This is a genomic window from Allobosea lathyri (assembly GCF_900108245.1).
GTDB lineage: Bacteria > Pseudomonadota > Alphaproteobacteria > Rhizobiales > Beijerinckiaceae > Allobosea > Allobosea lathyri.
Map to the genome: position 1 here is coordinate 140,014 of NZ_FNUY01000013.1, position 24,827 is coordinate 164,840.

The 24,827-nt window shown below is 65.8% G+C and carries 21 protein-coding genes; 14 read left to right on the plus strand and 7 right to left on the minus strand.

Annotation, left to right across the window (positions count from 1 at the left end; translation table 11 throughout):
- The first annotated feature begins 110 nt into the window (after window positions 1-110).
- On the plus strand, window positions 111-1,229 hold the full coding sequence (locus C4S73_RS24245) for a YeiH family protein (RefSeq protein WP_103875149.1): 1,119 nt from the start codon (window positions 111-113) through the stop codon (window positions 1,227-1,229).
- Here the strand turns inward: C4S73_RS24245 and C4S73_RS24250 are convergent.
- A complete protein-coding gene (locus tag C4S73_RS24250; RefSeq protein ID WP_103875150.1) occupies window positions 1,196-2,158 on the minus strand; it encodes a LysR family transcriptional regulator in 963 nt (320 codons plus the stop codon). The genes C4S73_RS24245 and C4S73_RS24250 overlap by 34 nt on opposite strands.
- A 271-nt stretch (window positions 2,159-2,429) precedes the next feature.
- Between C4S73_RS24250 and C4S73_RS24255 the strand changes: the two genes are divergently transcribed.
- A complete protein-coding gene (locus C4S73_RS24255; protein ID WP_103875190.1) occupies window positions 2,430-3,923 on the plus strand; it encodes a Do family serine endopeptidase in 1,494 nt (497 codons plus the stop codon).
- Between the two features lie 285 nt (window positions 3,924-4,208).
- On the opposite strand, the gene C4S73_RS24260 is transcribed toward C4S73_RS24255, so the two are convergent.
- Window positions 4,209-5,225, minus strand: coding sequence for a PdxA family dehydrogenase (locus tag C4S73_RS24260; protein WP_103875151.1), 1,017 nt, complete (start codon window positions 5,223-5,225; stop codon window positions 4,209-4,211).
- Window positions 5,226-5,302: 77 nt separating this feature from the next.
- Between C4S73_RS24260 and C4S73_RS24265 the strand changes: the two genes are divergently transcribed.
- Together C4S73_RS24265 and C4S73_RS24270 are read left to right on the plus strand one after the other, a co-directional pair.
- Window positions 5,303-6,268, plus strand: coding sequence for an alpha/beta fold hydrolase (locus C4S73_RS24265; protein ID WP_244595757.1), 966 nt, complete (start codon window positions 5,303-5,305; stop codon window positions 6,266-6,268).
- A complete protein-coding gene (locus C4S73_RS24270; RefSeq protein ID WP_103875152.1) occupies window positions 6,268-7,842 on the plus strand; it encodes a rhodanese-like domain-containing protein in 1,575 nt (524 codons plus the stop codon). The genes C4S73_RS24265 and C4S73_RS24270 overlap by 1 nt, the downstream gene beginning before the upstream one ends.
- On the opposite strand, the gene C4S73_RS24275 is transcribed toward C4S73_RS24270, so the two are convergent.
- Together C4S73_RS24275 and C4S73_RS24280 are read right to left on the minus strand one after the other, a co-directional pair.
- On the minus strand, window positions 7,826-8,893 hold the full coding sequence (locus C4S73_RS24275) for an isocitrate/isopropylmalate dehydrogenase family protein (RefSeq protein WP_103875153.1): 1,068 nt from the start codon (window positions 8,891-8,893) through the stop codon (window positions 7,826-7,828). The genes C4S73_RS24270 and C4S73_RS24275 overlap by 17 nt on opposite strands.
- A gap of 16 nt (window positions 8,894-8,909) precedes the next feature.
- Entirely contained in the window at window positions 8,910-10,328 is a 1,419-nt protein-coding gene (locus C4S73_RS24280) for an MmgE/PrpD family protein (protein WP_103875154.1), read from the minus strand.
- A gap of 123 nt (window positions 10,329-10,451) precedes the next feature.
- Between C4S73_RS24280 and C4S73_RS24285 the strand changes: the two genes are divergently transcribed.
- On the plus strand, window positions 10,452-11,138 hold the full coding sequence (locus C4S73_RS24285; protein ID WP_103875155.1) for an FCD domain-containing protein: 687 nt from the start codon (window positions 10,452-10,454) through the stop codon (window positions 11,136-11,138).
- Here C4S73_RS24285 and C4S73_RS24290 read toward each other — a convergent pair whose 3' ends face one another.
- From C4S73_RS24290 to C4S73_RS24300, 3 genes are all read right to left on the minus strand, one after another.
- The gene (locus tag C4S73_RS24290) at window positions 11,139-12,869 is read right to left on the minus strand and encodes an ABC transporter permease (protein ID WP_103875192.1); all 1,731 of its coding nucleotides are present in this window, start codon (window positions 12,867-12,869) and stop codon (window positions 11,139-11,141) included.
- A 108-nt stretch (window positions 12,870-12,977) separates the two neighbouring features.
- Complete coding sequence (locus C4S73_RS24295) at window positions 12,978-14,039, minus strand: ABC transporter substrate-binding protein (RefSeq protein WP_103875156.1); 1,062 nt, start codon at window positions 14,037-14,039, stop codon at window positions 12,978-12,980.
- Window positions 14,040-14,094: 55 nt separating this feature from the next.
- Window positions 14,095-15,189: an ABC transporter ATP-binding protein gene (locus tag C4S73_RS24300; protein ID WP_244595758.1), complete on the minus strand. Its 1,095-nt coding sequence runs from the start codon at window positions 15,187-15,189 to the stop codon at window positions 14,095-14,097.
- 178 nt (window positions 15,190-15,367) lie between these two features.
- On the opposite strand from C4S73_RS24300, the gene C4S73_RS24305 reads away from it, so the two are divergent.
- The 9 genes from C4S73_RS24305 to C4S73_RS24345 all read left to right on the plus strand — a co-directional run bounded on the left by C4S73_RS24305 (window position 15,368) and on the right by C4S73_RS24345 (window position 24,416).
- Window positions 15,368-16,048 carry an FCD domain-containing protein gene (locus tag C4S73_RS24305; RefSeq protein ID WP_103875158.1) on the plus strand — a complete coding sequence of 227 codons (681 nt, stop codon included), beginning with the start codon at window positions 15,368-15,370 and terminating at the stop codon, window positions 16,046-16,048.
- Window positions 16,045-17,478: an MmgE/PrpD family protein gene (locus C4S73_RS24310; RefSeq protein WP_103875159.1), complete on the plus strand. Its 1,434-nt coding sequence runs from the start codon at window positions 16,045-16,047 to the stop codon at window positions 17,476-17,478. Before C4S73_RS24305 ends, C4S73_RS24310 begins: the two co-directional genes overlap by 4 nt.
- 76 nt (window positions 17,479-17,554) lie before the next feature.
- Entirely contained in the window at window positions 17,555-18,514 is a 960-nt protein-coding gene (locus C4S73_RS24315; protein ID WP_103875160.1) for a Bug family tripartite tricarboxylate transporter substrate binding protein, read from the plus strand.
- A gap of 18 nt (window positions 18,515-18,532) precedes the next feature.
- On the plus strand, window positions 18,533-19,027 hold the full coding sequence (locus C4S73_RS24320) for a tripartite tricarboxylate transporter TctB family protein (RefSeq protein ID WP_103875161.1): 495 nt from the start codon (window positions 18,533-18,535) through the stop codon (window positions 19,025-19,027).
- Window positions 19,024-20,520 (plus strand): tripartite tricarboxylate transporter permease, encoded by a 1,497-nt coding sequence (locus C4S73_RS24325; protein WP_103875162.1) that lies wholly within the window; start codon window positions 19,024-19,026, stop codon window positions 20,518-20,520. Before C4S73_RS24320 ends, C4S73_RS24325 begins: the two co-directional genes overlap by 4 nt.
- Window positions 20,517-21,902: an MmgE/PrpD family protein gene (locus C4S73_RS24330; protein ID WP_200828093.1), complete on the plus strand. Its 1,386-nt coding sequence runs from the start codon at window positions 20,517-20,519 to the stop codon at window positions 21,900-21,902. The genes C4S73_RS24325 and C4S73_RS24330 overlap by 4 nt, the downstream gene beginning before the upstream one ends.
- The gene (locus tag C4S73_RS24335; protein ID WP_103875163.1) at window positions 21,899-22,657 is read left to right on the plus strand and encodes an SDR family NAD(P)-dependent oxidoreductase; all 759 of its coding nucleotides are present in this window, start codon (window positions 21,899-21,901) and stop codon (window positions 22,655-22,657) included. Before C4S73_RS24330 ends, C4S73_RS24335 begins: the two co-directional genes overlap by 4 nt.
- Before the next feature lie 278 nt (window positions 22,658-22,935).
- Window positions 22,936-23,583 carry an outer membrane protein gene (locus C4S73_RS24340; RefSeq protein ID WP_160115897.1) on the plus strand — a complete coding sequence of 216 codons (648 nt, stop codon included), beginning with the start codon at window positions 22,936-22,938 and terminating at the stop codon, window positions 23,581-23,583.
- Window positions 23,584-23,732: 149 nt separating this feature from the next.
- A complete protein-coding gene (locus C4S73_RS24345) occupies window positions 23,733-24,416 on the plus strand; it encodes a response regulator transcription factor (protein WP_103875194.1) in 684 nt (227 codons plus the stop codon).
- The last annotated feature ends 411 nt before the right edge of the window (window positions 24,417-24,827 follow it).

Consider the following 24,827-nt stretch of genomic DNA (forward strand, 5'->3'; position numbering starts at 1 on the left):
ATCGATCGATTTTATCGAACGAATCCACATTTATTACTCGTTTGATCGCTCAATCGCGATGACGCATCGTCTCGGCATCACGACCGCCCAGTCACTCAAGGCCCTCTCCCATGGCAGCGTTCAGCTCCGAAACCGGCTCGGCCGGCTTTCTTGCCGCGAGCACGAGCAAGGCGCGCCGCATCCTGCCGGGTCTTGGCCTGTGCATCGCGGTGACGCTCGCCGCGATTGCGCTGGAGCGTATTGAAGAGCATCTGTTCGGGCGCGCGTGGCTGGAAGCCCTCGTCCTCGCGATCCTGATCGGCACGGCGGTGCGGACAGCCTGGGCGCCGAGCGCACGCTGGCGCGGTGGCATCACCTTCTCGGCCAAGACGCTTCTGGAAATCGCCGTTGTGCTTCTGGGCGCCTCGCTGAGCGCGGCCACGATCCTGGCGGCAGGTTCGGGACTGCTGTTCGGCATTGCCGGCATCGTCATGATCGCGATAGCGACGAGCTACGGGATCGCCCGGACACTCAAACTGCCGCGCCGGATGGCGATCCTGATCGCATGCGGGAATTCGATCTGCGGAAACTCCGCCATCGCAGCGGTTGCACCTGTGATCGGCGCCAATAGCGAGGACGTCGCGTCGTCGATCGCCTTTACCGCGGTTCTCGGCGTTCTCGTCGTCCTGGGCCTGCCGCTCCTCATTCCGGCGCTGGGACTCAGCGTGACGCAGTTCGGCATCCTGTCGGGGCTGACGGTGTATGCCGTGCCGCAGGTCATCGCCGCGACCGCCCCGGCCGGCCTGATCGCCGTCCAGATCGGCACGCTGGTCAAGCTCGTGCGTGTGCTGATGCTGGGGCCGGTCGTGCTTGTCCTGTCGATCCTGTCCAGCCGGTTGCGGGAGGAGAGCGACAGGTCTGTGCAGGAGGCTTCTGCGCAACAGGCTGGGGCCGGCGATCGCACGGCCCCCCGCCCGGTGCCGGTCAATCAACTTGTGCCCTGGTTCATCGTAGGCTTTCTCGTCATGGCCGCTCTGCGGTCGGCAGCCCTGATCCCGACATTTGCGCTGCCGTCGATCGCAACTGCAGCCAGTCTGCTGACGGTGGTCTCGATGGCCGCGCTCGGTCTCGGCGTCGATATCCGAACCGTCGCCAAGGCCGGCCCCCGCGTCACGGCGGCAGTCACGCTCTCGCTGATCACGCTGGCCGCCATCAGCTATGGGCTGATCCGTCTGCTCGGGGTTGCCTGAACGGACGGACCCTTCCCGCTGACAGCCTCCGAGATCAGCGCATAGAACGCGCGCACTGCCTGGGTGAGGTGGCGCTCCTTGTGCCGCAGCGCCAGGAAATCGCGATGCCACAAAGCGAACCTGTCCGTGCCGCCGCGCATGGCGATATCGAGCGCGACGAGCGATCCGGTCTTCAGGGCTCCCTCCGCCACCAGTCGCGAGATCATGGTCGCGCCACCTCCGGCGGCAACGGCAGCACATATCGCTTCGTTGGAAGGCAGCTCGAGGGCTATGGTCAGGCCGTCCAGCGAGAGGCCGGCGCCGGTCAAAGCCTCCTCGAACTGCGCGCGCGTGCCAGATCCCGGCTCCCGCAATAGCCAGGACGTCTCCGAAAACCGGCTGACATCGATTTTGCCTCGATCGGCCCAGGGATGGCCGGGCGCAACCACCAGCACCATTTCGTCGGCACCCACACGTTCGACGGCGAGATGGGGGTCGTCGATCCGGCCCTCGACGAAGCCGAGATCGGCGACACCGTCATGGACCGCGGCCGCGACCGTTTCGGTATTGCCGATCGTCAGGCTGAGCGCGATGCCGGGATGGCGCAGCTTGTAGCGCTGCATCAGCGGCGGCAGCCAGTAATTCGCCACTGTCTGGCTGGCGGCGAGCGCGAGTGAGCCTTGCTTCAATCCGGCGAGATCGGCGAGCACGGTCTCGGCGGCGGCAGCACGCGCCAGTACAGCACGCGCCTCGTTGAGGAAAACCTCTCCCGCTTTCGTCAACATGATGCGCCGCCCCACGCGATCGAACAGCTTGACCGCATGGCGCGCCTCAAGCGCGGCAATGGCGGCGCTCGTCGCGGATTGAGTGAGGTTGAGATCGCGTGCGCCTTGCGTGACATGCTCGCGCTGCGCAACCGCGACAAAAATCCGGAGCTGTTCGAGGGTCATTGCGATACGCTCTTTGCCTCTTGAAGCGCGGTTGCGCCATGATGGGATATCGCGCCCAATTCATCGATCCAACAGATTATATCGAGGTCGACGATCGATGCCGGCAAACGCTGCCCGGTGCCCAGGACACGTGCCGCCTCCGCGCTCAGGCGCCTTCAAACATGATCGTTCGTTAATGCTGCGGCCAGCGGCACGGCATCTTGCTCCGTCTAGTTTGCTCCCATGGGCCACAGACCGTTGGTCCGCTGCTCAACGGAGAATTTCCATGTCGATGCTTCAGACAAACCTCGCCAGTGTCGGCCGCAAGCGCATGCTCGCATCCGTGGCCGCCATCGCCCTCGTCGTGTCCGGCGCGGCCGGCGGCGCCATGCTGACCAATGCGACCCCGGCCCAGGCCGGCGCGGTCGTAACCTCCGACCTGCAGGCGCAGGCTGTCCCCTCTTTTTCCACAGTCGTCGAGCGCGTGAAGCCGGCGGTCGTCTCCGTTCGCGTCAAGATCGAGAACGCAGCCGACACCAGCTCCGACACGTCCCAGCAGATCGAAAAGCTGCCGCCGCAGCTGCGTGAGCTGTTCAAGCGCTTCGGCGAGGAAGGCGGCGCGGCGCCCCAGCAGAAGCCGAAATTCGGCATGGCGCAGGGCTCGGGCTTCTTCATCTCCGGCGACGGTTATGTCGTCACCAATAACCACGTCGTCGAGCACGCCAAGACCGTTACCGTCACCACCGATGATGGCCGGACGCTCGACGCCAAGGTGATCGGCACCGATCCGAAGACCGACCTCGCCCTGCTGAAGGTCGTCGAGGCGGGCGACTATCCCTTCGTCGCGCTGGCCAAGGAGACGCCCAAGGTCGGCGATTGGGTTGTCGCGATCGGCAATCCCTTCGGGCTTGGCGGCACGGTGACATCCGGCATCGTCTCGGCACGCGGCCGCGATATCGGCGCAGGCCCCTATGACGACTTCCTGCAGATCGATGCGCCCATCAACAAGGGCAATTCGGGCGGCCCGACCTTCAACCTCAAGGGCGAAGTCGTCGGCGTCAACACGGCGATCTTCTCGCCATCGGGTGGCAGCGTCGGACTGGCCTTCGCGATTCCCGCGGGAACGGTGACGAGCGTCGTCGATTCGCTTGAACGCAACGGTTCGGTGCAGCGCGGTTATCTCGGTGTGCAGATCCAGCCGGTGACGCAGGAAATCGCCGACAGCCTGGGCCTCAAGACGGCAGCCGGCGCGCTCGTCGACGAAGCCCAGCCGGGCACGCCTGCAGCCAAGGCCGGTGTTCTGTCCGGCGACGTCATCACCAAGCTGAATGGCCAGCCGCTGAAGGACGGACGTGAGCTCTCGCGCCGCGTCGGCCAGCTCAAGCCCGGCGACAAGGCCGAACTCGCGATCATCCGCGGTGGCAAGGAGGAAACCCTGCCGATCACGCTTGCCGCCCAGAGCGGCGACTCAGGCAAGCCCGCAGCCGCTGAGGCCCAGGACAGCGCTGCCGTTCTCGGCGTGCAGCTTGCTCCGGTGCAGCAGCTGAAGGGCGCGGGTGATCGCGGCGTCGCCATCATCAATGTCGACCCCGATGGCGTGGCTGCCAGCAAGGGCGTCTCGTCCGGCGACGTGATCCTCGAAGTCGCAGGCAAGGCCGTCAATGCCCCGGCCGAGGTCAAGGCCGGGATCGCCAGCGCCAAGCAGGAGGGCAAGAAGGCCGTTCTGGTGAAGATCAAGACCGCCGAGGGACAGCGTTTCGTCGCCTTCCCGCTCGCCAAGGCCTGAGGCGCAATCGCTGCGTAGAATGGAAGGGGCTCATCGCTGAGCCCCTTCCCAATGCACTCCAGGAGGTGGAGCGGCGTGAGCGCCGCTCCACCCTTTTTTTGTTCAGGTTGAATTTTTGAAGCACTCTGCGTTTTCGTGGAAGTGCGGGTCATCCCGGCCGAAGCGAAGCGCAGAGCCGGGATCCACGCCTGAACGATGACCGCAAGCGCTCCGGAATGGATCCCGGGTCAAGCCCGGGATGACGGCGCGTTTCCGAGTGGAATCAGCATCCTCTACCGCGCATCCTCAGGCCGCCAGCCGCGCAGCCGCCAGGCGGCCCGCGAGTTCGACCGCAGTATTCAAGGCGCCCGGGGTGGCCACGCCCTTGCCGACGATGTCGAAGGCAGTGCCGTGGGCGGGCGTCGTGAAAATGACGTCGAGACCGGCCGTCACGGTTACGCCGCGACTGAAGCCTTTAAGCTTTGTCGCGATCTGGCCCTGGTCGTGATACATCGCGACGACGCTGTCGAACTCGCCGGCAAAGGCGCGGATGTAGACTGTATCCGACGGATAGGGGCCGGTGCAGGCGATGCCCGTCGCCGCGATGCGCTCCACCGTCGGGCGGATCAATTCGATCTCGTCGCGGCCGAACAGGCCGTTTTCGCCGGCATGGGGATTGAGTGCGGCGACCGCGATGCGCGGCTTTGCGATGCCGGCGCTTTTCATCATGCGATCCACCAGTTCCACCGCGTCCGTGATCGCGCGCGCATCGATGAGGTCGAGCGCTTCGCGCAGCGAGACGTGAGAGGTCACGCGCGACATCCACTGGCCGTCGAGCACGTTCATTTCAGAGAAATAGCCCTGATGCTTCAGGAGATGCGCGAACATCTTGTGCTCGTCGGGAAAGCGCCAGCCGCCCGCGAACATCGCCGCCTTGTTGAGCGGCGCGAAGGTGATGGCGTCGAGCTTGCCCGCTTGCGCCATGGTGATCGCGTGAGCCAGCGTCTCGCCGGTGATGCGGCCCGATTCCGCCGACATCTGCCCGCGCCCGAGCGCGGCAGGGTCGGCATTGCCGAGGTCGATCAGCGGGAACCCGGAGGCCTGCCAATCGATCTCGCCGCCTTCGGGAACCTGCGTCCAGCGCAACTGAACGCCGGCATCGCGCGCACCCTGCTCCAGCACGCGCCGATCGCCGATCGCAACCAGCCGCACGTGATCGCGCCAGCCCCCCTCTGCGAGCACCTTCGCCGCGATTTCTGGGCCGATGCCGGTGCAATCCCCGAAGAGAAAGCCGAGGCGGGGCTTGTCTTGCATGGCGGCCATGACGGTCCTCAGATTCAATGTGCTTATTGTCGACAATATGATATCCATCGCATGGGATCAGGCCAGGAGCAATGCCCATGATGCTGGAACGACTGGACGGCGGCGCGAGCCGACCACCCTTATTGCCGCATGGCCCGGTGCTGATGGCGGGCTTCGAGCGGCGCAAGGTGAAGACGCGCGGCGCCGAGATCGAGGTGGCCATCGCCGGCAGCGGGCCGCCGCTGCTGCTCATACACGGCAATCCGCTCAATCTGGCGAGCTGGCACAAGATCGCGCCGTCGCTGGCGCAGAGCTTCACGGTGATCGCGACGGATCTGCGCGGCTATGGCGACAGCTCCAAGCCCGAGGGCGGCGGAGACCATTCCGAATACAGCTTCCGCGCCATGGGCGAGGATAATTTCGACGTGATGGACGCGCTCGGCTTCGAGACCTTCGCGGTCGCCGGGCATGATCGCGGGGCGCGTGTCGCCTTCCGCATGGCGCTCGACCAGCCGCACCGCGTCACGGCACTGGCGGCGCTCGACATCGTGCCAACCCACCATGTCCTGACCCATGTCAGCCTGGGCTGGGGGCTGGAATCCTATCACTGGTTCTTCATGGCGCAGAAGGCGCCCTTCCCCGAGCGGCTGATCTGCGCCGATCTCGACTATTACATCCGCTACAAGCTCAACAAGAAGGGCGTCGGACTCGAGATCTTCACGCCGGAGGCGCTGGCCGACTATGCGCGCTGCACCACGCCGGAGCAGATCCACGCTGTCTGCGAGGATTACCGCGCCACGGTGACGCTCGACCTCGCCATGGACACGGCCGACTATGGCAAGCGCAAGATCGCGTGTCCGGTCCTCGTGCTATGGGGCTCGAACAGCCATTGCGGCCGGCATTTCAAGCCGATCGAGGCCTGGGCCGAATGGGCCGGCGACCTGCGCGGATGGGATATCCCCACCGGGCATTACCCGGCCGAGCACCGGCCCGATCTGGTCTACGCCACCTTCCACGAATTCTTCTCGGGCAGCGAGCCCGCGCCCTACAGCGAAGCCGCCTGATGGCTGCGATCGATCCGCATGAAGCGAAGCGGCGCCTGCACGCTGCCGGCGAGATCGCCTGTCTCGATGTGCGCGAGCACGGCCAGTATGGCGAGGGCCATCCATTCCTCGCCGTCCCCTGCCCTTATAGCCGGCTAGAGACCATGGTCGTGGGCCTCGTGCCGCGCCGCGACGTGCCGATCATCCTGGTCGACGAGGGCGATGGCGTGGCCCAGCGAGCCGCCGCGCGTCTGGAAGCGATGGGCTATACGGATACTGACTGGATCGAAGGCGGCGCTCCCGCCTGGGCAACCGCCGGCTACACCCTGTTCAAGGGCGTGAACCTGCCAAGCAAGACGCTGGGCGAATTGGTCGAGGACAATTGGCACATCCCCGCCATCGGTCCAGCGGCTCTCGAGGCATGGCGCAGCGAGCAGCGGCCCTTTCAACTGTTCGACGGCCGCCCCGCCGTCGAATTCGCCAAGATGACCATCCCCGGCTCGCGATCCATGCCCAATGGCGAGGCCGCCCATCGCTGGGATGCGCTCGTCTCGAATGACGGGCCTGTCGTGGTCAACTGCGCCGGGCGCACGCGCAGCATCATCGGGGCGGCGGGTCTGGCGCTTGTGCAACCCCGCTTACCCGTGCTGGCGCTGGAGAACGGCACTCAGGGCTGGGCCTTGTCGGGCCGCGCGCTGGCGCATGGTCAGGTTGCCGCGCCCCTGCCCGCCGCACAGACCGAGGGGAGCCGGCTGCGCGCCGAGGCCTTCATGGCGGTCCACCGGCTGCGTCGGCTCGACCGCACCGAGGCCGAAACGCTCGCGCGCGAGCCGGGCCGGACCACCTACCTCCTCGATGTGCGCGATCCGGCCGAGCATGCGGCCGCGCCACATGCCGCAGCGCCCTCCGCCCCAGGTGGCCAGCTCGTACAAGCAACGGATCAATGGATCGGCGCGCGCCGCGCTCGCGTGATCCTTGCCGACGATACCGGCCTGCGGGCAGCGCTTGCCGCCTTCTGGCTGCGTCAGCTCGGCTACGAGACCTATGTGCTCGCGGGCATCGACGAATGGCCCGCCGACTGGAGCCTGCCTGCCGGGACCTTTGTGCCCCAGCATTGTCCCGCGCTGCCCGAAATCGCGGCGAGCGATGCCGTCGCGCGCGCGCAGAATGGCGACCTCCTGCTCGATCTGCGCGGTTCGTTCGATTATCGTGCCGGCCATCTGGCGGGAGCCCTATGGTCGGTCCGGCCCCGCCTGCTGGCAGCGGCAGGTCGTAATGTCCTTCTGGCGGGCGATGCGAGCATCACCGCGCTGGCCGCCATCGATCTGATGGAGGGCGGCGCAGCGTCGGTCGAACGGATAGCAGGCGACGCGCGGGATTGGCGCAACGCAGGACAGGCTCTCGACGCGTCACCGCAATCCCCGAAAGACGCCGAGGCGATCGACTATCTGTTCTTCGTTCATGACCGGCATGACGGCAATCTCGATGCCGCCCGGCGCTATCTTGCCTGGGAAACCGGCCTTCTCAGCCAGCTCGACGACGCCGAACGGGGCGAATACCGGCTGGACGCGATCAACCTCAGCCGATCGCGCTGACGATCGCCTCGGTCATGGCCCGCGTCCCGGCCGTGCCGCGAATGTCGCGCGTGCGCGTCTGCGGCGCGGCTAGCGCCTTGTCGATCGCAGCCTGCATCGTGCGCGCAGCGTCGAGCGCGTGGGGTAAATTCCGGGCGCGGCCGAGATGTTCGATCAGCATCCGCGCCGATTCGATCATCGCATAGGGGTTGGCGATGTCCTTGCCGGCGATGTCGGGGGCCGAGCCATGCGTCGCCTGCGCCATGGCAAGCCCGCCCTCCCCGATGCACAGGCCCGGCGCCATGCCGAGCCCACCGACGAGGCCCGCAGCCTCGTCGGTCAGGATGTCGCCGAACATGTTCGTCGTCACCACCGTATCGAAACTCTGCGGATCGCGGACGAGGCGCATCGCGAAGGTATCGACGATCACCTCGTCGACCGTGACGTCGGGATAGTCCTTCGCCGCCTCATAGCAGCTCTCGACGAACATGCCGCAGCCGAGCTTGAACACGGTGTTCTTGTGCACGAGCGTCAGGCGCTTCTTGCGCGAGCGGGCAATGTCGAGGGCCGCGCGTGCGACCTTGCGGCTACCCTTGCGCGAGATGACGCGCACCGAAATGGTCAGGTCGTCATTGGGCCTGAACTCTCCGGAGCCCATCACCACATTGCGGTCCGGCTGGAAGCCTTCGTTGTTCTCGCGGACGATGACGAGGTCGATATCATCGTAGATGCAGCCGATGCCGGGATAGGAGCGCGTCGGGCGGACATTGGCGAACAGGTCGAAATGCTTGCGCAGGATCGGGTGCGGATTGATCGCGCCCGGCCCTTTCGGATAGGCCTGATGACCGATGGGGCCGAGGATGAAGCCGTCGAAGGTGGCGAGCGTCTCCAGCGTGCCCTCGGGCATCGTCGTGCCGTGACTGTCGAGTGCGGTGCGACCGATAGGCATCGGCCGCCAGTCGATCTGCAGGCCGTGCCGGGCTGCGGCAGCCTTCACCACCGCAACTGCTGCCGGCACGATCTCATGGCCGATATCGTCCCCGTCGAGGATGCCGATGGTGAGCTGTGTCATGGCTGGTCCCGTCGCCTCAGAGCCGCAGCGGCGCCATCAGGCGCTCGATCGAGGGCAGGTTTTCGAGATCGCTGACCATGGCGATGACATCGTCGATCTTGTCGCGGCCGAGGCTGGCGAAGCCGGCGGTCTCGCGGAACTTGTCCGAGACCTCCTCATAGCTCATCGGATTGGCCGGGCTTCCCTTGCCGAAATCGGACCGGCCCGAGACCTTGCGCCCGTCCTTCAGGGCGATCTCGATCAGGGTCGTCATCTTGTCGTAGCCGGCGGCCTCGGCCTCCTCGTCCACCACGAAATCGACGCGCTCGATCATCGCCTTGACGTCGGGACGGTTCACGACCTCGTCGGTGAATTCGGCAAGGCCGGCCTTGCCCTCGATCAGCAGGATCGCCATGCAGAATTCCATCGAGAACTTGGCCTGAAGCTCATTGGTCGGGCGATGGTGGATCAAGGCGTTGGGCATGTTGTGGTTGGTGCCGATGCGGACCCGCTCGACATCGCCAGCCGTGATCTTGTTCTCCCGGATCAGGCGCAGCATCTCGGTCATGCCGGGATGGGTGAGCGAGCCTGACGGATGCGGCTTGATCGAGACGCCCGGCATCGCGAAGGTCCAGGGCGCACCGAGCATGTTCAGGATCGCCTCCTCGTCATAGCCGCCGCCGGCGGCGCGGAAGAAGCCGCGTGGCGCCTCCAGGATCTTGTCCGTGGCGCTCCAGCCATATTCGGCAAACTGCGCCGCCGCGACGCCGCTCTCCGACGAGCGCCCGGCGTGGAAGGGCTTGGTCATCGTGCCGAAATTTTCGCGCAGGCCGGCCGACTGGCTGCCGGCGATGGAGAGCGCGCGCAGGGTCTGGTCGAGGTTCAGCCCCAGCAGCTTGGCGCTGGCGGCAGCCGCCGCGAAGGTGCCGCAAGTGGCGGTGGCGTGAAAGCCGGTCTGGTAGTGGCGCGGATGGATCGCCTCGGCGATCTTGCACTCCACCTCGACGCCGAGATGATAGGCGAGCATCACGTCGCGCCCGCTGGCGCCCTTCGCCTCGCCCATGGCAAGCGCGGCAGGAAGCGCGGGCGCGGTGGGATGGGTGAGCAGACCGTAGACCCGGTCCTTGGCGACCGCGAGCTGGGTGTCGTCGTAATCATCGGCGTGGATGCCGACACCGTTGGCGAAGGCCGCAAAACGCGGCGCAACCTTCAACCCGGAGCCGATCACAGTGGCCGGCCCCTCGGCGAGATTCAGATCGGCCAGATGCCGGCGGACATATTCGCCGCTATGGGCGACCGACCCCGACAGTGCCAGCCCGAGCCCGTCAAGGATCGATTTCTTGCCGAGCGCCACGACATCGGCCGGCAGGCTCGCAGGCGTGGCTCCCAAGATGAAGGTCGCGACATAGCGCGTCAGACCATTGTCCGAGGGGGAGAGATTGTCAGGCGTCTTCATCGGGCTTCCTCCTTGAACGTGGGTCCATCTCGTAATTGCCTTTTGTCGATTGTCAACATTTTAAGATCGGTGGCATGAACCCGCGCCCGCTGGTAGATTGTGGGAAGCAACGGAAAACCAGCCATGAGTCTCGATACCGATTCCGCCCTGCAGCTGCGCCGCAGCCAGTCCCTCACCTCGATCATCCGGCGCGAGCTGGAGCGCATGATCGAGATCGGCGAGCTCAGCGCCGGCGAGCGGCTGAACGAGAACGCGCTCGCCGCCAAGCTCGGTGTCAGCCGGGGGCCGATCCGAGAGGCCTGCCGTGGGCTCGAGCAAAGCGGGTTGGTCGATGTCGTGGTCAATCGCGGCGTGTTCATCCGCGCCCTCAACGGGCGCGACGCGGCCGAGCTCTACGAGGTGCGCGCCGTGCTCTACGGCCTGTCCGGCCGGCTGCTCGCGCCGATCGTCACCGATGAGCAGGTCGCCACCCTCACCCGTTATGTCGAGGAGATGGACGCCGCCATGGCGGCGGGAGACCTGAACGGCTTCTATCCGCGCAACCTGCGCTTCCACGAAGCCATCGTCGAATTCGGCGGCAACAGCCGGCTTGTCAGCGAATGCGCCGCGATCCACCGCGAAATGCATCTCTACCGCCGCCGCACCCTCGACATGCCCGGCCGCATGGCGACGTCCAACACCGAGCATCGGGCCATCGTCGAGCGCATCGCGGCGCGCGACGCTGCGGGCGCCGCCGCGGCACTGGAGGAGCATGTCCTGATCAGCCGCAACGCGCTGTTCGGGCCTCTGGGCCATTACCCCGACGCCTGATCAACCGCGGACCGGCGCGACTTTCAACCCGCCCAGAAGCGGCAGCCGGTTGGCAAGGAAGACGACGGCGAACGAGACCATCAGCAGCATGATCCCGAGCACGGAGATCGCGCCGAGATCGCCGGATTCGTTGAGATCGTAGATGATCACCGAGACAAGCTTGGTATCGGCCGTCGTCAACAGGATCGTGGCGGAGAGCTCGCGGATCGTGCCGATGAAGACGAAGCACCAGGCCGCCACGACATTCGAGCGCAGCAAGGGCGCCGTGATCGTGCGCAGCGTCATCATGCGCGTCGCGCCGAGGATGCGCCCCGCCTCCTCCAGCTCGACATGCACGCTTTTGAAGGCCGATGAGAGCTGCTGGTAACCCGCCGGCATCTCGATCGTGAGGAAGGCGATCAGCAGGATCCAGAGCGTGCCGTAAAGCGGCAGGATCGGGCTGGAATAGCTCAGGAAGAGGCCGACGCCGAGCACGATGCCGGGAATGGCGATCGGTGCGGTCGCGAGATAGCCGAGATAGGGCGCGGCCCGCGAGGTGCCGCGCGTGACGAGATAGGCCACGACGAGCGCGATCGCCGTGCCGATGGTCGCAGTCAGGAAGCCGAGCAGGAAGGTGTTGCGCAAGGCGAGCTGCGTCGCGGAAAACTCGAAGAACACGAACCAGATGTGGTGGAGCGTGAAGCTCTCGAAGGTCAGCGGCTCTGCCACCGTGCGCGTGAGGGCCGTCTTCAGGAGCGCCGCGTAGGGCATCAGCACCGTCAGCGACAGAATGAAGAAGGTGAAGCCGATCGCCAGCCATTTCCAGCGGCCGAGCACGGTGATGCGCGCGGTGCCGCTCTTGCCGCCGACAGTGGTGTAGCCGCGCCGGCCGAGGATGCGCCGCTGGGTCCACAGCAGCACGATTGTGACCAGCAGCAGCGGCAGGGCCGCAGCCGCCGCAAGCCCGGGCTTGGGCGGGTACTGGAACAGGCTCCAGATCTTGGTGGTGATGACGTGGAAATTCGCCGGCAGGGCCAGGATCGCCGGCGAGCCGAACATGGTCAGTGCCTGCAGGATCGCGATGAGCGAGCCGGCAAGCATGGCGGGCAGCACGAGCGGGATCGTCACCTTTCGCAACGTAGGCCACAGGCCGCCGCCGAGAATGGCAGATGCCTCCTCGAGCTCGGTCGGCACACGTTCGAGCGCGTTCGTCACCAGCGTGAAGACATAAGGGAAGGTGTAGCAGGAGATGGCGAACACGAGGCCCGACAGCGTGTAGATGTCGACGAGGTATTCGTAGGGGTCGAGGTTGAAGAGCCAGCGATAGACGGCATTGATGATGCCGCTATTGGGCGCAGCCAGAATTTCCCAGGCGATGGCGCCGAGGAAGGGCGGCGTCACGAAGGACGCGGTGACGAGACCGCGCACCATGGTGCGGCCGGGCATGTCGGTGCGCGCCACGATCCAGGCGAGCGGGACCGCGATGACGCAGGACATCGCGCCAACGCTGAGCGACATCGTGATGGCGACGATGAAGGGCCGGCGCAGCGTCACATCGGTGACCAGCGCCCTGAAATTGGCGAGGCTCAGGCTGCCCGTCTGGTCGGTCACCGCGTAGTAGCCGAGCCAGCCGAGCGGCAGCACCACCAGTACGGCCAGGATCACCGTCAGCAGCACGAAGATCGGCTTCGACCAGTCGAATGTGACACGGCGCGTGGGAACGCCGGCGTCGACCCCGGTTATCGCAGTCATGAGGATCTCCATGCGCGGCCGGCACTCGACGCGCAAATGCCGAGCGCACTCACGTCCATAAGGCGAGGGAACGGCGCGGAACCTCCGCGCCGCAAAGGCGGCCTCGGATCAGGTGCCGAAATACTCTTCGTATTTCTTCTTGATCATCTCGATATTGGGCTCGAGCTTCAGCGGGTCGGAGTAGAGCAGCTTGATCTTGGAGAGCGGCGTGCGCGTCTCCTTCTCCTTCACGCGCGGATGGAACGAGCGCAGGCCGCCGAAATCGCTGTTGAGCTGCTGCGTCTCCTGATCGTAGAGGAAGGAGTAGAACAGCTTGGCGGCATTGGGATGCGGCGCGTTCTTCAGCATGCCGCCATGGCCGATGGCGATCGGCGTGCCCTCGGTCGCATAGACGACCTCGACGGGGACGCCGGTCTCCTTGAGCATGAACATGTTGTATTCATTGCCGTCGGCCTCGATGGAGCGCTCGCCCTGGGCGAGTTTCTTCGGCGGCTCGGTCGAGGACTGCACCTGCATGACGCGCTGCTTGCCGAGCTTCTCGAAGAAGTCCCAGCCGAGCGCCTGGCTCAGCACATCGGTCCCGGTCATCACCGTGCCGGAATAGCCCGGATGGGCCTTGACGATGCGACCGCGCCATTTCGGATTCAGCAGGTCGGCATGGCTCTTGGGGGCCTCCTCGGCCTTCACCTGCTTGGTGTTGTAGCCGATGACCGAGAGATGGGCGCGATAGGCGGCATAGTAGCCGTCCGGGTCCCTCGCCTCCTTCGGCCAGTCCTTGGCGACCTCGGCCGGCACGGCCTGGGCCAGCCAGCCATTGCGTTTGAACAGCACGAAATGCACAGCGTCCGAGGTTTCCACGACATCGGCATTATAGATCGAGCTGCCATATTCCTGGCTCAGCCGCTGGAACACGCGTTCCGAGCCGGAGCGCTCGACCTTGACCTTGATGCCGGGATATTTCGCCTCGAAGGCACTGCCGACCCGCTCGGCGACCGCGACGTCGGTCGCGGTATAGAAGGTCACGGTACCTTCCTTCTTGGCGGCCTCGATCAGTTCCGGCGTCACGTTGTAGGGTGCCGGCGCCTGTGCCAGGGCGGGCAGACCGCCGAGAGCGGTGGAGAGAAGAAGGCCGGCCATCACGGACCGCCTGTCGAACGTTGGGCGTTTCATTCGTGTTCCTCCCTATTGTTGTTATGGGTTGGCTAGAACGGCCCCGACGCCGTGTTCAGCGGGCCAGGGCGCGGCAGTGCTCCTGTGGGAAATGCAGCCAGACGGGCTGGCCGCGATCGATGGACAGATGAGGCTCGGCGACCGTGCGGATCTGCGCTCCGCCGGGAAGTTCGATCAGGTAGTCGCGATGCGAGCCGAGATAGACCTGGCGCAGCACCGTGCCCTGCGTCCGGTTGATGCCGTCGCCCTGTGGCTTTGAGTCCAGCACGATGTCGTGGTGGCGCACCGAGACGACGCCGTCGCCCCCGGCGGAAAAATCGCCTGCTCCGCAGCGCAGCTTCAGCGGCCCGCACTCCACCGTATCGGCATCGAGCCAGCGGCCCTTCAGGATGTTGGTGCCGCCGAGGAAGCGCGCCACGAATTCGGACTGCGGCCGCTCGTAGATTTCTTCCGGGCTTCCTGCCTGCTCGATGCGGCCCTGATTCATCACCACGATCAGATCGGCCGTGGTCATGGCCTCGGCCTGATCATGCGTCACATAGACGGTGGTGTAGCGGTAGGCATCATGCAGCCGGCGAATCTCGAAGCGCATCTCCTCGCGCAGATTGGCGTCGAGATTCGAGAGCGGCTCGTCGAGCAGCAGGATCTCGGGCTCCACAACGAGCGCGCGGGCCAGCGAGACGCGCTGCTGCTGGCCGCCGGAGAGCTCCCCGGGATAGCGCTCGGCAAGCGGCTTCAGCCGGGTGACGTCGAGGATTTTGTCGACGAGCCGCACGATCTCGGCCTGCGGCATCTTCCGGAGCATCAGCCCGTAGCCGATATTCTCGCGAACGGTCATATGCGGCCAGAGCGCGTAGCTCTGGAAGATCATCGACATGCCGCGCCGCTCGGGCGGCTCGCTCCAGCCGGCGGACGAGATCGTCCGGCCGCCGACATTGATCTGCCCGCCCTTGGGCGTGATGAAACCGGCGATGAGGCGCAGCGTCGTCGTCTTGCCGCAGCCCGACGGGCCGAGCAGGCAGACGAGATTGCCCTTCTCGACATTGAGGTTGACGCGATCGACCACGGTCAGCGCGCCGTACCGCATGCTAAGGTCGGCTAGCTCCAGAAACGCCAATGCATCCTCCCAGACGCCGTCTCGTTGCGACAACAGCTCCGGGCATTGTCTCGTATCCGGCATCGAGCCGGGCCGAGAGCGCCTCTATGTGAGCTATCGACCGAAGCGTAAGAAGCTCCATATAAATTGTCAACAATAAGCATTTCGGTTTGCAGATTGTTGACATTCTTCAGACGACATTCTATCCACCATTCCTGACAAAGGAAAGCCAATGCTCGCCCAGGCCATCGAGCTGCTGAGGGATCGCTCCCTGCCCATGCTGATCGAGCAGGAGATCGAGCGCGTGATCCTGGGCGGCGAATACGCGCCCGGCGACAAGATCAACGAACAGGCGCTGGCCCTGCGCTTCGGCATCAGCCGTGGTCCCATTCGCGAGGCCCTGCGCTCGCTCGACCGCACGGGGCTGATCGACACCATTCCCAATCGCGGCGTCTTCGTGCGGCGACTTAACGCCGCGCAGGCGGCCGACATCTACGACGTGCGCGCCGCGCTCTTCGCGCTGGCGGGCCAGTGTTTCGCCTTGCGTGCCAGCGCTGCGGATGTGGAGCGCCTGCGCGGCCATGTCGCGGCGATGGACGACGCCGTCGCGCGCGACGATTTCGAGACCTACATCATCGAGAATTTCGCCTTGCACGAGGCCATCGTCACCGGCGCGGGCAATGCGACGCTCGCCTCGCATTATCTCGCGCTCGTCAAGCAGTTGCGCCTCTATCGCACCCGCAACCTGATGCTGGCGGATTCCGTGCACGCCTCGAACGAGGAGCATCACGAGATGGTCGAGGCCATCGCGGCGCATGACCCCGTGCGCGCTTATGCCGCTCATTTCAACCATGTGGCCACGGCCAAGACCCGCCTGATGGCGAACCATCTGACCGAGAAGGAACTCCCGTGAGCGCAGCCGCCAGCGACATCACCCGCCAAGCTCTCCGCTTCGTCGAGACCACCGCCTATGCCGACCTGTCGGCCGAGGCGCTGCGGATCGGGCGACGCTGCATCGTCGATGCGCTCGGGCTCTATCTCGCCGGCAGCCGCGAGCATTCGGTCGAGATCCTCGTCGCTGATGCGCTGGAACAGGGCGGACGGGCCGATGCGCCGCTGCCGGCGGCCGGGGGCGCCCGCGTGCCCGCGGCGCTGGCTGCCCGTGTCTGGGGCACGGCCGGCCATGCGCATGACTGGGACGATACGCAGGTCTCGCATGATCCTGCCCATATCTACGGGCTGCTCACGCATCCGACGATACCGCCGCTGACGGCCGCCCTCGTCATGGCCGAGCGCCTCGGCATCACCGATGGCAAGGCTGTGATGCTCGCCTTCCAGCTCGGCTTCGAGGTCGAGTGCAAGATCTCGGAATGGATGACGCCGCGGCATTACCGGCGCGGCCATCATACCAGCGGCACGGTGGGTACGTTCGGCGCCTGCGTCGCCGCCGCTCACCTTCTGGGCCTGTCGGGAGACCGGCTTGCGCATGCATTGGGAATGGCGGCGAGCTTTGCCGCCGGCATCCGCTGCAATTTCGGCACGATGACCAAGCCGCTGCATGTCGGTCGCGCCTGCGAGAACGGCGTCACCGCCGCCCTCCTCGCGTCCCGCGGGTTCGATGCCGATCCTGCGGCCCTCGACGGGCCCTGGGGCTTCTTCTCCGTGATGGGCGAAGGGTTTGACACGCAGAAGGCCAGCCAAGGCTTCGGCGGCACGCTCACGATCGAGAGCCCGGGCATCTCGATCAAGCCCTACCCGTCCGGCATCCTGACTCACCAGTCCATGGATGCGATGCTGAAGCTCGTCCTCGATCACGACCTGAAGCCCGAGCAGGTGGAGCGCGTGCGCTTCTTCGCCGGCAAGAACATCATCGAGCCGATCCGCTATCCGATCGCCAAAAACCATCTGCAGGCCAAGTTCTCGATGCCGGCCCTGCTGGCGATGATCGTGCTCTGCCGGCGCGCCAGCCATCACGAATTCGAGGACGCGTTCGTGGCCGGCGAGGCGATGCAGGACCTGCAGGCCCGCACCGATGTGATCAACGATCCCGAGATCGACGCTCGCGGCTACGACCTCATCCGCTCGCGCATCGAGGTCGAGACCAGGGACGGGCGTAATCTCGTGCAATGGGCCGACGAGCGCTATCGCGGCGGCCCGCTCAACCCGATCAGCGATGCCGATCTCGACGGCAAGTTCCGCATGTGCGCCGAAGGCGTGCTCGACAGCGCCGCGCAGGATGAAATCCTGGCGCTGACCCGGAGTTTCGATACCGGCGCCGATCTGAAGCGCCTGATGAGCCTGATGACGGGGACGGCGCAGTCGATCCGTTCGGCGGCCGAATGACTTTGCCTAGATAAACCGAGGCCACGCGGCCGTCGCCCATCAAGAGGCGGCGCCGCCTTCCAGGGGAGGATGAGCCATGCTGACAAGACGCCATTTCATCGGCACCGCGATCGCGGCTACCATTGCCCTGCCGGGGCTCGCTTTGGCCGAGCCGGCCGCCTATCCGCACAAGGTGGTGACGCTGGTCACTCATTCGAGCCCCGGCGGCGGCTCGGACGTGTTCCTGCGCGAGATGTCGAAATATCTCAGCAAATATATCGGCGCGACCTTCATCATCGAGAACGTGCAGGGCGGCAGCGGGGCGAAGGCCATCGCGCGCGTCGCCTCCGCGCCGGCGAACGGAAGCGTCTTCTACGCGACGACGCCGACCTACATCTACACCTCGCTGCTCTCGCAGCCGACCAACACCTACAAGGACCTCGACCCGCTGGTGAACTTCTTCGCCGATAGCGAGGTCATCTACACGCGCACAGATGGGCCGTTCAAAACATTGGCCGAGGTCATCGACCATGCCCGCAAGACGCGCGGACGCTGGGGCGCGGCCAACCCCGCCTCCCTCGAAAGGCAGGCGGCCGAGCAGCTGAAACGCGCAGCCGGCGTCAACGCCGCCATCGTCACCCATGAGGGCGGCGGCGACCTGATGCTGAACACGCTGAACGGCACGCTCGATATCGGCATCGGCGAGATCCAGGAGCTGCGCTCGCAGCTCGACGCGAACAAGATCAGGCTGCTCGCGACCTTCAATCCCCAGCGCATCCCGGACAAGCCGGACGTGCCGACCGTCAGGGAAAGCGGCTTCGACGTCGCGCTGGTGAAGTTTCGCGGCCTGGCCGGTCCGAAAGGCATCCCGGCGGACGTAACGGCCATCTGGGACGATGCAGTTCAGAAGGTTCTCGCCGACCCCGATTACAAGAAGGCCTATTCGGCAGAGGTGCTCGTGCCGAACTTCATCGCCCACAAGGATTATCCCGCCTTCGTCAACGACTTCGCCACACGAACGGAAGCGTTCCTGAAGGAAACCGGCGCGATCAAGTAAAAGCTGACGGGACCGGCCATGAACAAGGATATCGTGAGCGGGCTCGTCCTGCTCGTTATCGCAGGGCTCTATCATCGGGCGAGCGGCGCCATCGCCGACAGCACGCTGGCCGACGAAGTCGGGGCCGCAGGACTGCCTCGCCTGCTCACGATCGCGCTCGTCATGCTGGCGGGCATCCTGATCGTGCGCGCCATGTTCGCGCCCAAGCCTGTCGCAATCGCAGTGCGGACGAAAGAGGCCTCCGGCGATGCGGTCGAGGACGATGCCCGCATGCCCCGCGCATTGGGCTTCCTCCTGTTCGGCGCGGCCTATATCGCGCTGCTGCCCCTCATCGGCTACATCGCCGGCGTCGCGCTCCTGATCGGCGCCGTCGCGCTCTATGAAGGCGCTCCGCGCCGCTGGACCGTGCCCATCGCGGCGATCGGCGGAGCCCTGCTCTATTGGGCGATCTTCGTAAAGCTGCTCGGCGTCAACCAGCCGGTCGGCTCGCTCTTCCAGGGGCTGTTCTCGTGACGACCTTCTGGAGCATGCTGCATCTTCTCACGGCGACGCCGCTCGTCCCCGTCGCCCTCATCGGCCTGACCTGGGGCATTCTCGGCGGCGCGCTGCCGGGCATCTCGGCGTCCATCACCATGGCGCTGGTGCTGCCGTTCACCTACACGATGGACCCGGCGATGGCGATCGCGCTGCTCGCCTGCGTCTATATCGGCGCCGAATATGGCGGCTCGATCCCAGCCATACTGATCCGCACGCCCGGCACCAACTCCGCCGCCGCCACCGTCATCGATGGCTACGAGCTCAACCGCCAGGGCCGGGCCGGCGAGGCGCTCGGCATCTCGCTGATGTCGGGTGTGGTCGGCAGCCTTTTCGGGCTGGTCATGCTGATCATGCTCACCGAGCCTCTGTCCTGGCTAGCGCTGGCCTTCAAGCCGACCTCCTATTTCGGCCTCGGCATTCTCGGCCTCTCCGTCATCGCCTCGATGACCGGCGGCTCGCTGGTGAAAGGCCTTGCCGCCGCCGTGATCGGCCTGATGATCGCCACGGTGGGCACCGACCCGATTTCCGGCGTCACCCGCTTCACCTTCGGCGTGCCCGATCTACTCAATGGCATCGAGCCTGTTCTGGTCATGGTCGGGCTGTTCGCGCTGACCGAATTGATGAGCCAGTCGGGCTCGTCGAACGTGCTGAAGCTGAATGCCTCCGTCCGCATCCGCCTGCCCAGCCTCGCCATGATGAACAAGCTCAAGCGTTCCCAGTTCATCGGCTGCATACTGGGCACATTCGAGGGGCTGACGCCGGGTGGCGGCGGCTCCATCGCCGCCTTCATGTCCTATAACGAGGCGCGCCGCTGGTCGAAGACGCCGGAGAAGTTCGGCAAGGGCTCGGAGGAAGGCGTCGCCGCGCCGGAGACCGCCAACAATACGGTGGCGAGCGCTGCGCTCATCCCCCTGCTCTCCTTCGGCATTCCGAGCTCGAATTCCACCGCGGTGCTGCTCGGCGGCCTGCTGATGCACGGCCTGCTGCCGGGACCCCGCCTGTTCGAGCAGAATCCGCAGGTGATCGACAGCCTCTATCTCGGCTCCTTCATCGCGATCATCGCGCAGATCGGCATCGGCATCGTCATTCTGCCGGCCTGCGTCTGGCTGGTGAACCGCCCTCGCCCCTATCGCGCCGGTTTTATCTTCGCGCTGATCCTGTCGGGCATCTACACGCTCAACAACAGCCTGTTCGATCTCTCGATCGCGCTGTGCCTCGGCATCGTCGGCTATCTCATGCGGATCGCGAAGTTCCCCTTCCTGCCGATGATCCTCGGCGTCGTGCTCGGCCATATGATCGAGTCCAGCTACCGGCGCTCGCTCGTGCTGTCGGGCGGCGATCACGGCATCTTCCTGGAGGATCCGATCGCGGTCGGCTTCCTCCTCTTCGCGTTCGGTTTCGTCATCTTCTCGCTGACCCGCGAACTCCGCGACGCCCGCAAGCCGAAAATCCAGGAAGCGCATTCGTGAACCAGCATCACACGCCCGCTGCATCGCAGGCCGCCACGCCCATCGCCAGCCAACTCGCCGCCTTCGCTGTCGAGGCCCGGCCGCCCGAGGCGGCGCTCGCGATCAGCCGGCGCCTGCTTTTCGACGTAACCGGACTGGCGGTGGCAGCGCGCGACACGGATTACGTGACGGCGGCGCTGGCCAGCGCGGTCGATGAGGGACCCTGCACGGCGCTCGGCCATGCCCGTCGCCTGACCATGTATGACGCCGCCCTCGTCAACGGCACGGCGGCGCATGGCGAGGATTATGACGACACCTTCGAGGGGGGCCCGATCCATGCGGGCGCCGTGATCGTGCCGGCCGTGCTGGCAGCGGCTGAGCGGCACGGCCTCTCCGGCGACACCGTCATGCGCGCGATCACGGTCGGCGCCGAGCTGATGTGTCGCTTCAGCCTCGTCGCGCCGCAGGCGACGCACAAGGCCGGTTTCCATCCCACCGCGATCTTCGGGGCTCCCGCCGCTGCGGCCGCTGTCGGCGTGGCGCTCGGCCTGTCCGCGGAAGCGATCGCGCGCGCCTTCGGCATCGCCGGCAGCCTCGCCTCGGGCATCATCGAGTATCTGGCTGACGGCAGCTCGACCAAGCGCCTCCATGCCGGAGCTGCAGCGCAGGCAGGTCTCAGGTCCGCCCATCTTGCCCAGGCCGGCTTCACGGGCCCGCTCACCGTTTTCGAGGGCTCGCATGGGCTTTACAAGGCGTTCGCCCCATCGAAGACACCCGATTTCAGCAAGCTTCTCGACGGGCTCGGGCAGCGCTGGGTCATGGAGACACTGGCCTTCAAACCCTATGCCTGCGGGACGATGACCCAGCCTTTCGTGGATTGCGCGCTGCGCCTGGCTGCTTCCGGCGTCAAGGCGGACGAGATCGTCGCCATAACCTGCAAGGTCGGCGAGGGCACGGTGCATCGCCTCTGGGAACCGCTCAGCGAGAAGCATAATCCGCCCAACGGCTATGCGGGCAAGTTCTCGACGCCCTACTGCATGGCGGTGGCCTTCATCGATGGCGAGGCCGGGCTGGGCCAGTTCACCGACATGCGGGCGCGCGATCCTGCTTTGCGCAAGCTCGCTGCCAGGATGTCCTATGTGATCGACCCGGATGACGAGTATCCGCGCAATTTCTCAGGCCATCTGAAGGCCGAGCTGGTCGACGGGACGACGCGCGAATTCACGCAGCCGCATATGCGTGGCGGTGCCCGCGAGCCGCTGGATGATGCGGAACTCGACGCCAAGCTCGAAGCGAACCTTCGCTTCGGCCGCCTCGATGCCCCCGCTATCGCGGCGCTGCGCGCGGCATTGGCTGGAATCGCGGATGGCGGTCCCGTCGATCTCGGAGCGGCCCGCGCATGACCGGTCCGGTGGCGCAGGACCTCTCGGGCCGCGTCGCGCTCGTCACCGGCGCCTCGCGCAATATCGGCCGCGCCATCGCGCTCGCATTGGCGCGGGCTGGCTGCGCCGTGATCGTGGCCGCACGCACCGACCGGGCGGCACTGGACGAGGTTGTCCGCACGATCGAGGCCGAGGGTGGACGCGCCCTCCCCGTTCTCGGCGACGTGACCGACGAGGCGGCGGTCTCGTCCATCGTCGAAGCCGGGGTCGCCGCCTTTGGCGGGCTAGACATCCTCGTCAACAACGCCGCGATCCGCACCGAAGCAACCTTCGAGGAGATGACGCTGGCCCAGTGGCGGGCAGTGATGGCTCTGGCGCTCGACGCGCCGTTCCTGTGCGCGAAAGCGGCGCTGCCGCATCTCGCCCGTTCGCCGGCCGGCGCGATCATCAATATCGGCGGCCTCACCGCCTATATCGGCGCGCCACGCCGCGCCGCGGTGGTCGCCGCCAAGGCCGGGCTCGACGGGCTGACGAAGGCGCTCGCCCACGACCTCGCCCCCCAGGGAATCACGGTCAATCTGGTGTCTCCCGGCCTTATCGAGACTGTCCGCGCCGACGGGCATCAGCCGCACCACCATGCGAAAGCAGCCAATCTCGTCGGACGGCGCGGCACACCCGAGGAGGTCGCGGCCATGGTTCGGTTCCTGGCCGGCCCCGACGCCCGCTACGTCACCGGCCAGACGATGCATGTGAACGGCGGCGCTTTCCTGCCCTAGATGTGAGCGTGGAAACACGCCGTCATCCTGTGCGACCGAAGGTCGACCCGTTCCCGAGCTGAATCATTTGGCTCTTCCTAGAGACCTGACAGGACAGTCAGCTCACGCCCCGTCGCTGACGCTCGCAAGCATTGCCGCGCCCGCCCGCCGCTCGGAGCGGACAGGCAATGTTGGCGTAACCTTCACCGGTCTTCTGCACCTCGCTCGACTGATCCGATCGACGGATTCGGGGGCAAGCAGACGCGGCGATGCCGGACGGCAGCTGCGAGGAGTTATCGATGCATCGTCATATCCCGATCATAAGCCTCTGCCTGCTGGCGGTGGCCGCTATCCCAGCAGCTGCGGCCGATCGCAGGGAGCCGCGAGCCCAGGAGTGGCAGGCCAATACCGCCCAGCCGCTCCGTTACAACTGGAATGGCGTCTATGCCGGTCTTCATTCCGGCGGCGCCTTCGAAAGGTTCACCGGAGTGACCAGGAAAAGCCGGAACGAAGCGCTGCTCGGCGGCCAGATCGGCTACAACATGCAAGCCGGCAGCATGGTCTATGGCCTCGAGACCGATTTCTCGATGAACGGTTTCGGCAAGGGCTCGTCGCGCGGCGTCGTCGGCACGAATGCCGATATGCGCTATACCGGAACCGCCAAGGCTCGCGTAGGCGTGGCCTTCGACCGGGCTCTGGTCTACGCAACCGGCGGTCTCGCCTATGGCAGCCTCAAGGCGACCAGCGGCAATCTCTCGAAAACCAAGGGCAAGACCGGCTATGTCGTCGGTGCGGGCGTCGAATACGGCATCACGCAGAACTGGTCCGCAAAGCTCGAGTACAACTACGTGTCGCTCGGCAAGCAGGACTTTCAGTTCGGCCCGACGCGCAAGAAGATCGAAGTCAACGAACATCTGGTCAAGGCCGGCGTGAACTACCGGTTCTAAGCCCCTGATATCTCGATCAGTCGTTCCGGCTACCGCATCGGGAAGCCGGGAGCGACTGTTCACAAGAATGGACGGAGTGTGATGCGTTTGGCAGGTCGCCCCGAGCTTTCCGGCCTCGCGCTCCAGACATGCGCTGCGACGGGAACGACATGCGAGCTCTGATCGTCGAAGACGAACCGGAGCTGATGTCGTTCCTGTCGTCGCTGCTGCTTGACGCAGGCCTCGTCGTGGATCGCGCCGGCACGGTCGAAGACGGGCTGCTTGCCCTGAAGGCCGCGCCCTTCGACCTCGCCATCATCGATCGACGTTTGCCGGACGGCGACGGCCTGTCGATCGTCAAGGCGATGAAGTCGGTCGAGACCCGTCCCGCCTTCCTTGTCCTGACCGCACGCGATGCGAAATGCGACGTGATCGAAGGCTTGAACGGCGGTGCCGACGACTATCTGGTCAAGCCCTTTGAACCCGGCGAGCTCGTCGCGCGCCTGCGGGTCATCGCCCGCCGCAAGTTCCCCGGCCGCTCGCTCGTGATGTCGGCCGGCAACGTTTCGGTCGATCTCGACGGCGGGAACACTCTGGTCGCCACCGTACCGCTTGAACTGCGGCGGCGCGAGGCGCTCATCCTGCAGGCGCTGGTTCAGCGCGCCGGGCGGGTCGTAACCCGCAACGTCCTGATCGAGGCGGTCTATGGCTTCGATGACCTGATCGAATCCAATACGCTCGAAGCCCAGATCTCGAGATTGCGGCGCAAGCTCCGGGACGCGGCCGCCGATGTCGAAATCTCGTCGCTGCGCGGCATCGGCTACATCCTGAGGAAACCCGGCGCGTCCTTGTGACGGGACGCCGGGCTCTGGAAACGCGCCGTCATCCCGGACGCAGCGAAGCGGAGATCCGGGATCCATTCCGGAACCCCACCGGCAAGCGCTCCGGAATGGATCCCTGTTTGTCAGATTCGTGTCATGTTTGGTGCGGGCGGGAAGCCGTTGGATCCCTGGTGGGGAACACCGTGTTCCGGCTCGGTTCCCGCCCGCGTTTGCGTAACCCCATCCTGAACAGTTGACCGAGGCCGCTAGCACCGGACCTCGCAGCACAGGGACAGGCACCATGACCATACACCCCTGCTTCATCGGTTGCGATATCGCCAAGCATCATCTCGATCTGTTCGACGAGACGAGCGGGCAGAGCCTTCGCATCGCCAATACGGGCGCGGCGATCGCAAGCTGGCTGTCGTCCTTCGACAGCCGCAC

Coding starts and splice junctions, on each gene's coding strand:
- C4S73_RS24245 (WP_103875149.1), top strand. CDS start 111: ATGGCAGCGTTCAGCTCCGAAACCGGCTCGGCCGGCTTTCTTGCCGCG.
- C4S73_RS24250 (WP_103875150.1), bottom strand. CDS start 2,158: ATGACCCTCGAACAGCTCCGGATTTTTGTCGCGGTTGCGCAGCGCGAG.
- C4S73_RS24255 (WP_103875190.1), top strand. CDS start 2,430: ATGCTTCAGACAAACCTCGCCAGTGTCGGCCGCAAGCGCATGCTCGCA.
- C4S73_RS24260 (WP_103875151.1), bottom strand. CDS start 5,225: ATGGCCGCCATGCAAGACAAGCCCCGCCTCGGCTTTCTCTTCGGGGAT.
- C4S73_RS24265 (WP_244595757.1), top strand. CDS start 5,303: ATGATGCTGGAACGACTGGACGGCGGCGCGAGCCGACCACCCTTATTG.
- C4S73_RS24270 (WP_103875152.1), top strand. CDS start 6,268: ATGGCTGCGATCGATCCGCATGAAGCGAAGCGGCGCCTGCACGCTGCC.
- C4S73_RS24275 (WP_103875153.1), bottom strand. CDS start 8,893: ATGACACAGCTCACCATCGGCATCCTCGACGGGGACGATATCGGCCAT.
- C4S73_RS24280 (WP_103875154.1), bottom strand. CDS start 10,328: ATGAAGACGCCTGACAATCTCTCCCCCTCGGACAATGGTCTGACGCGC.
- C4S73_RS24285 (WP_103875155.1), top strand. CDS start 10,452: ATGAGTCTCGATACCGATTCCGCCCTGCAGCTGCGCCGCAGCCAGTCC.
- C4S73_RS24290 (WP_103875192.1), bottom strand. CDS start 12,869: ATGACTGCGATAACCGGGGTCGACGCCGGCGTTCCCACGCGCCGTGTC.
- C4S73_RS24295 (WP_103875156.1), bottom strand. CDS start 14,039: ATGAAACGCCCAACGTTCGACAGGCGGTCCGTGATGGCCGGCCTTCTT.
- C4S73_RS24305 (WP_103875158.1), top strand. CDS start 15,368: ATGCTCGCCCAGGCCATCGAGCTGCTGAGGGATCGCTCCCTGCCCATG.
- C4S73_RS24315 (WP_103875160.1), top strand. CDS start 17,555: ATGCTGACAAGACGCCATTTCATCGGCACCGCGATCGCGGCTACCATT.
- C4S73_RS24320 (WP_103875161.1), top strand. CDS start 18,533: ATGAACAAGGATATCGTGAGCGGGCTCGTCCTGCTCGTTATCGCAGGG.
- C4S73_RS24335 (WP_103875163.1), top strand. CDS start 21,899: ATGACCGGTCCGGTGGCGCAGGACCTCTCGGGCCGCGTCGCGCTCGTC.
- C4S73_RS24340 (WP_160115897.1), top strand. CDS start 22,936: ATGCATCGTCATATCCCGATCATAAGCCTCTGCCTGCTGGCGGTGGCC.
- C4S73_RS24345 (WP_103875194.1), top strand. CDS start 23,733: ATGCGAGCTCTGATCGTCGAAGACGAACCGGAGCTGATGTCGTTCCTG.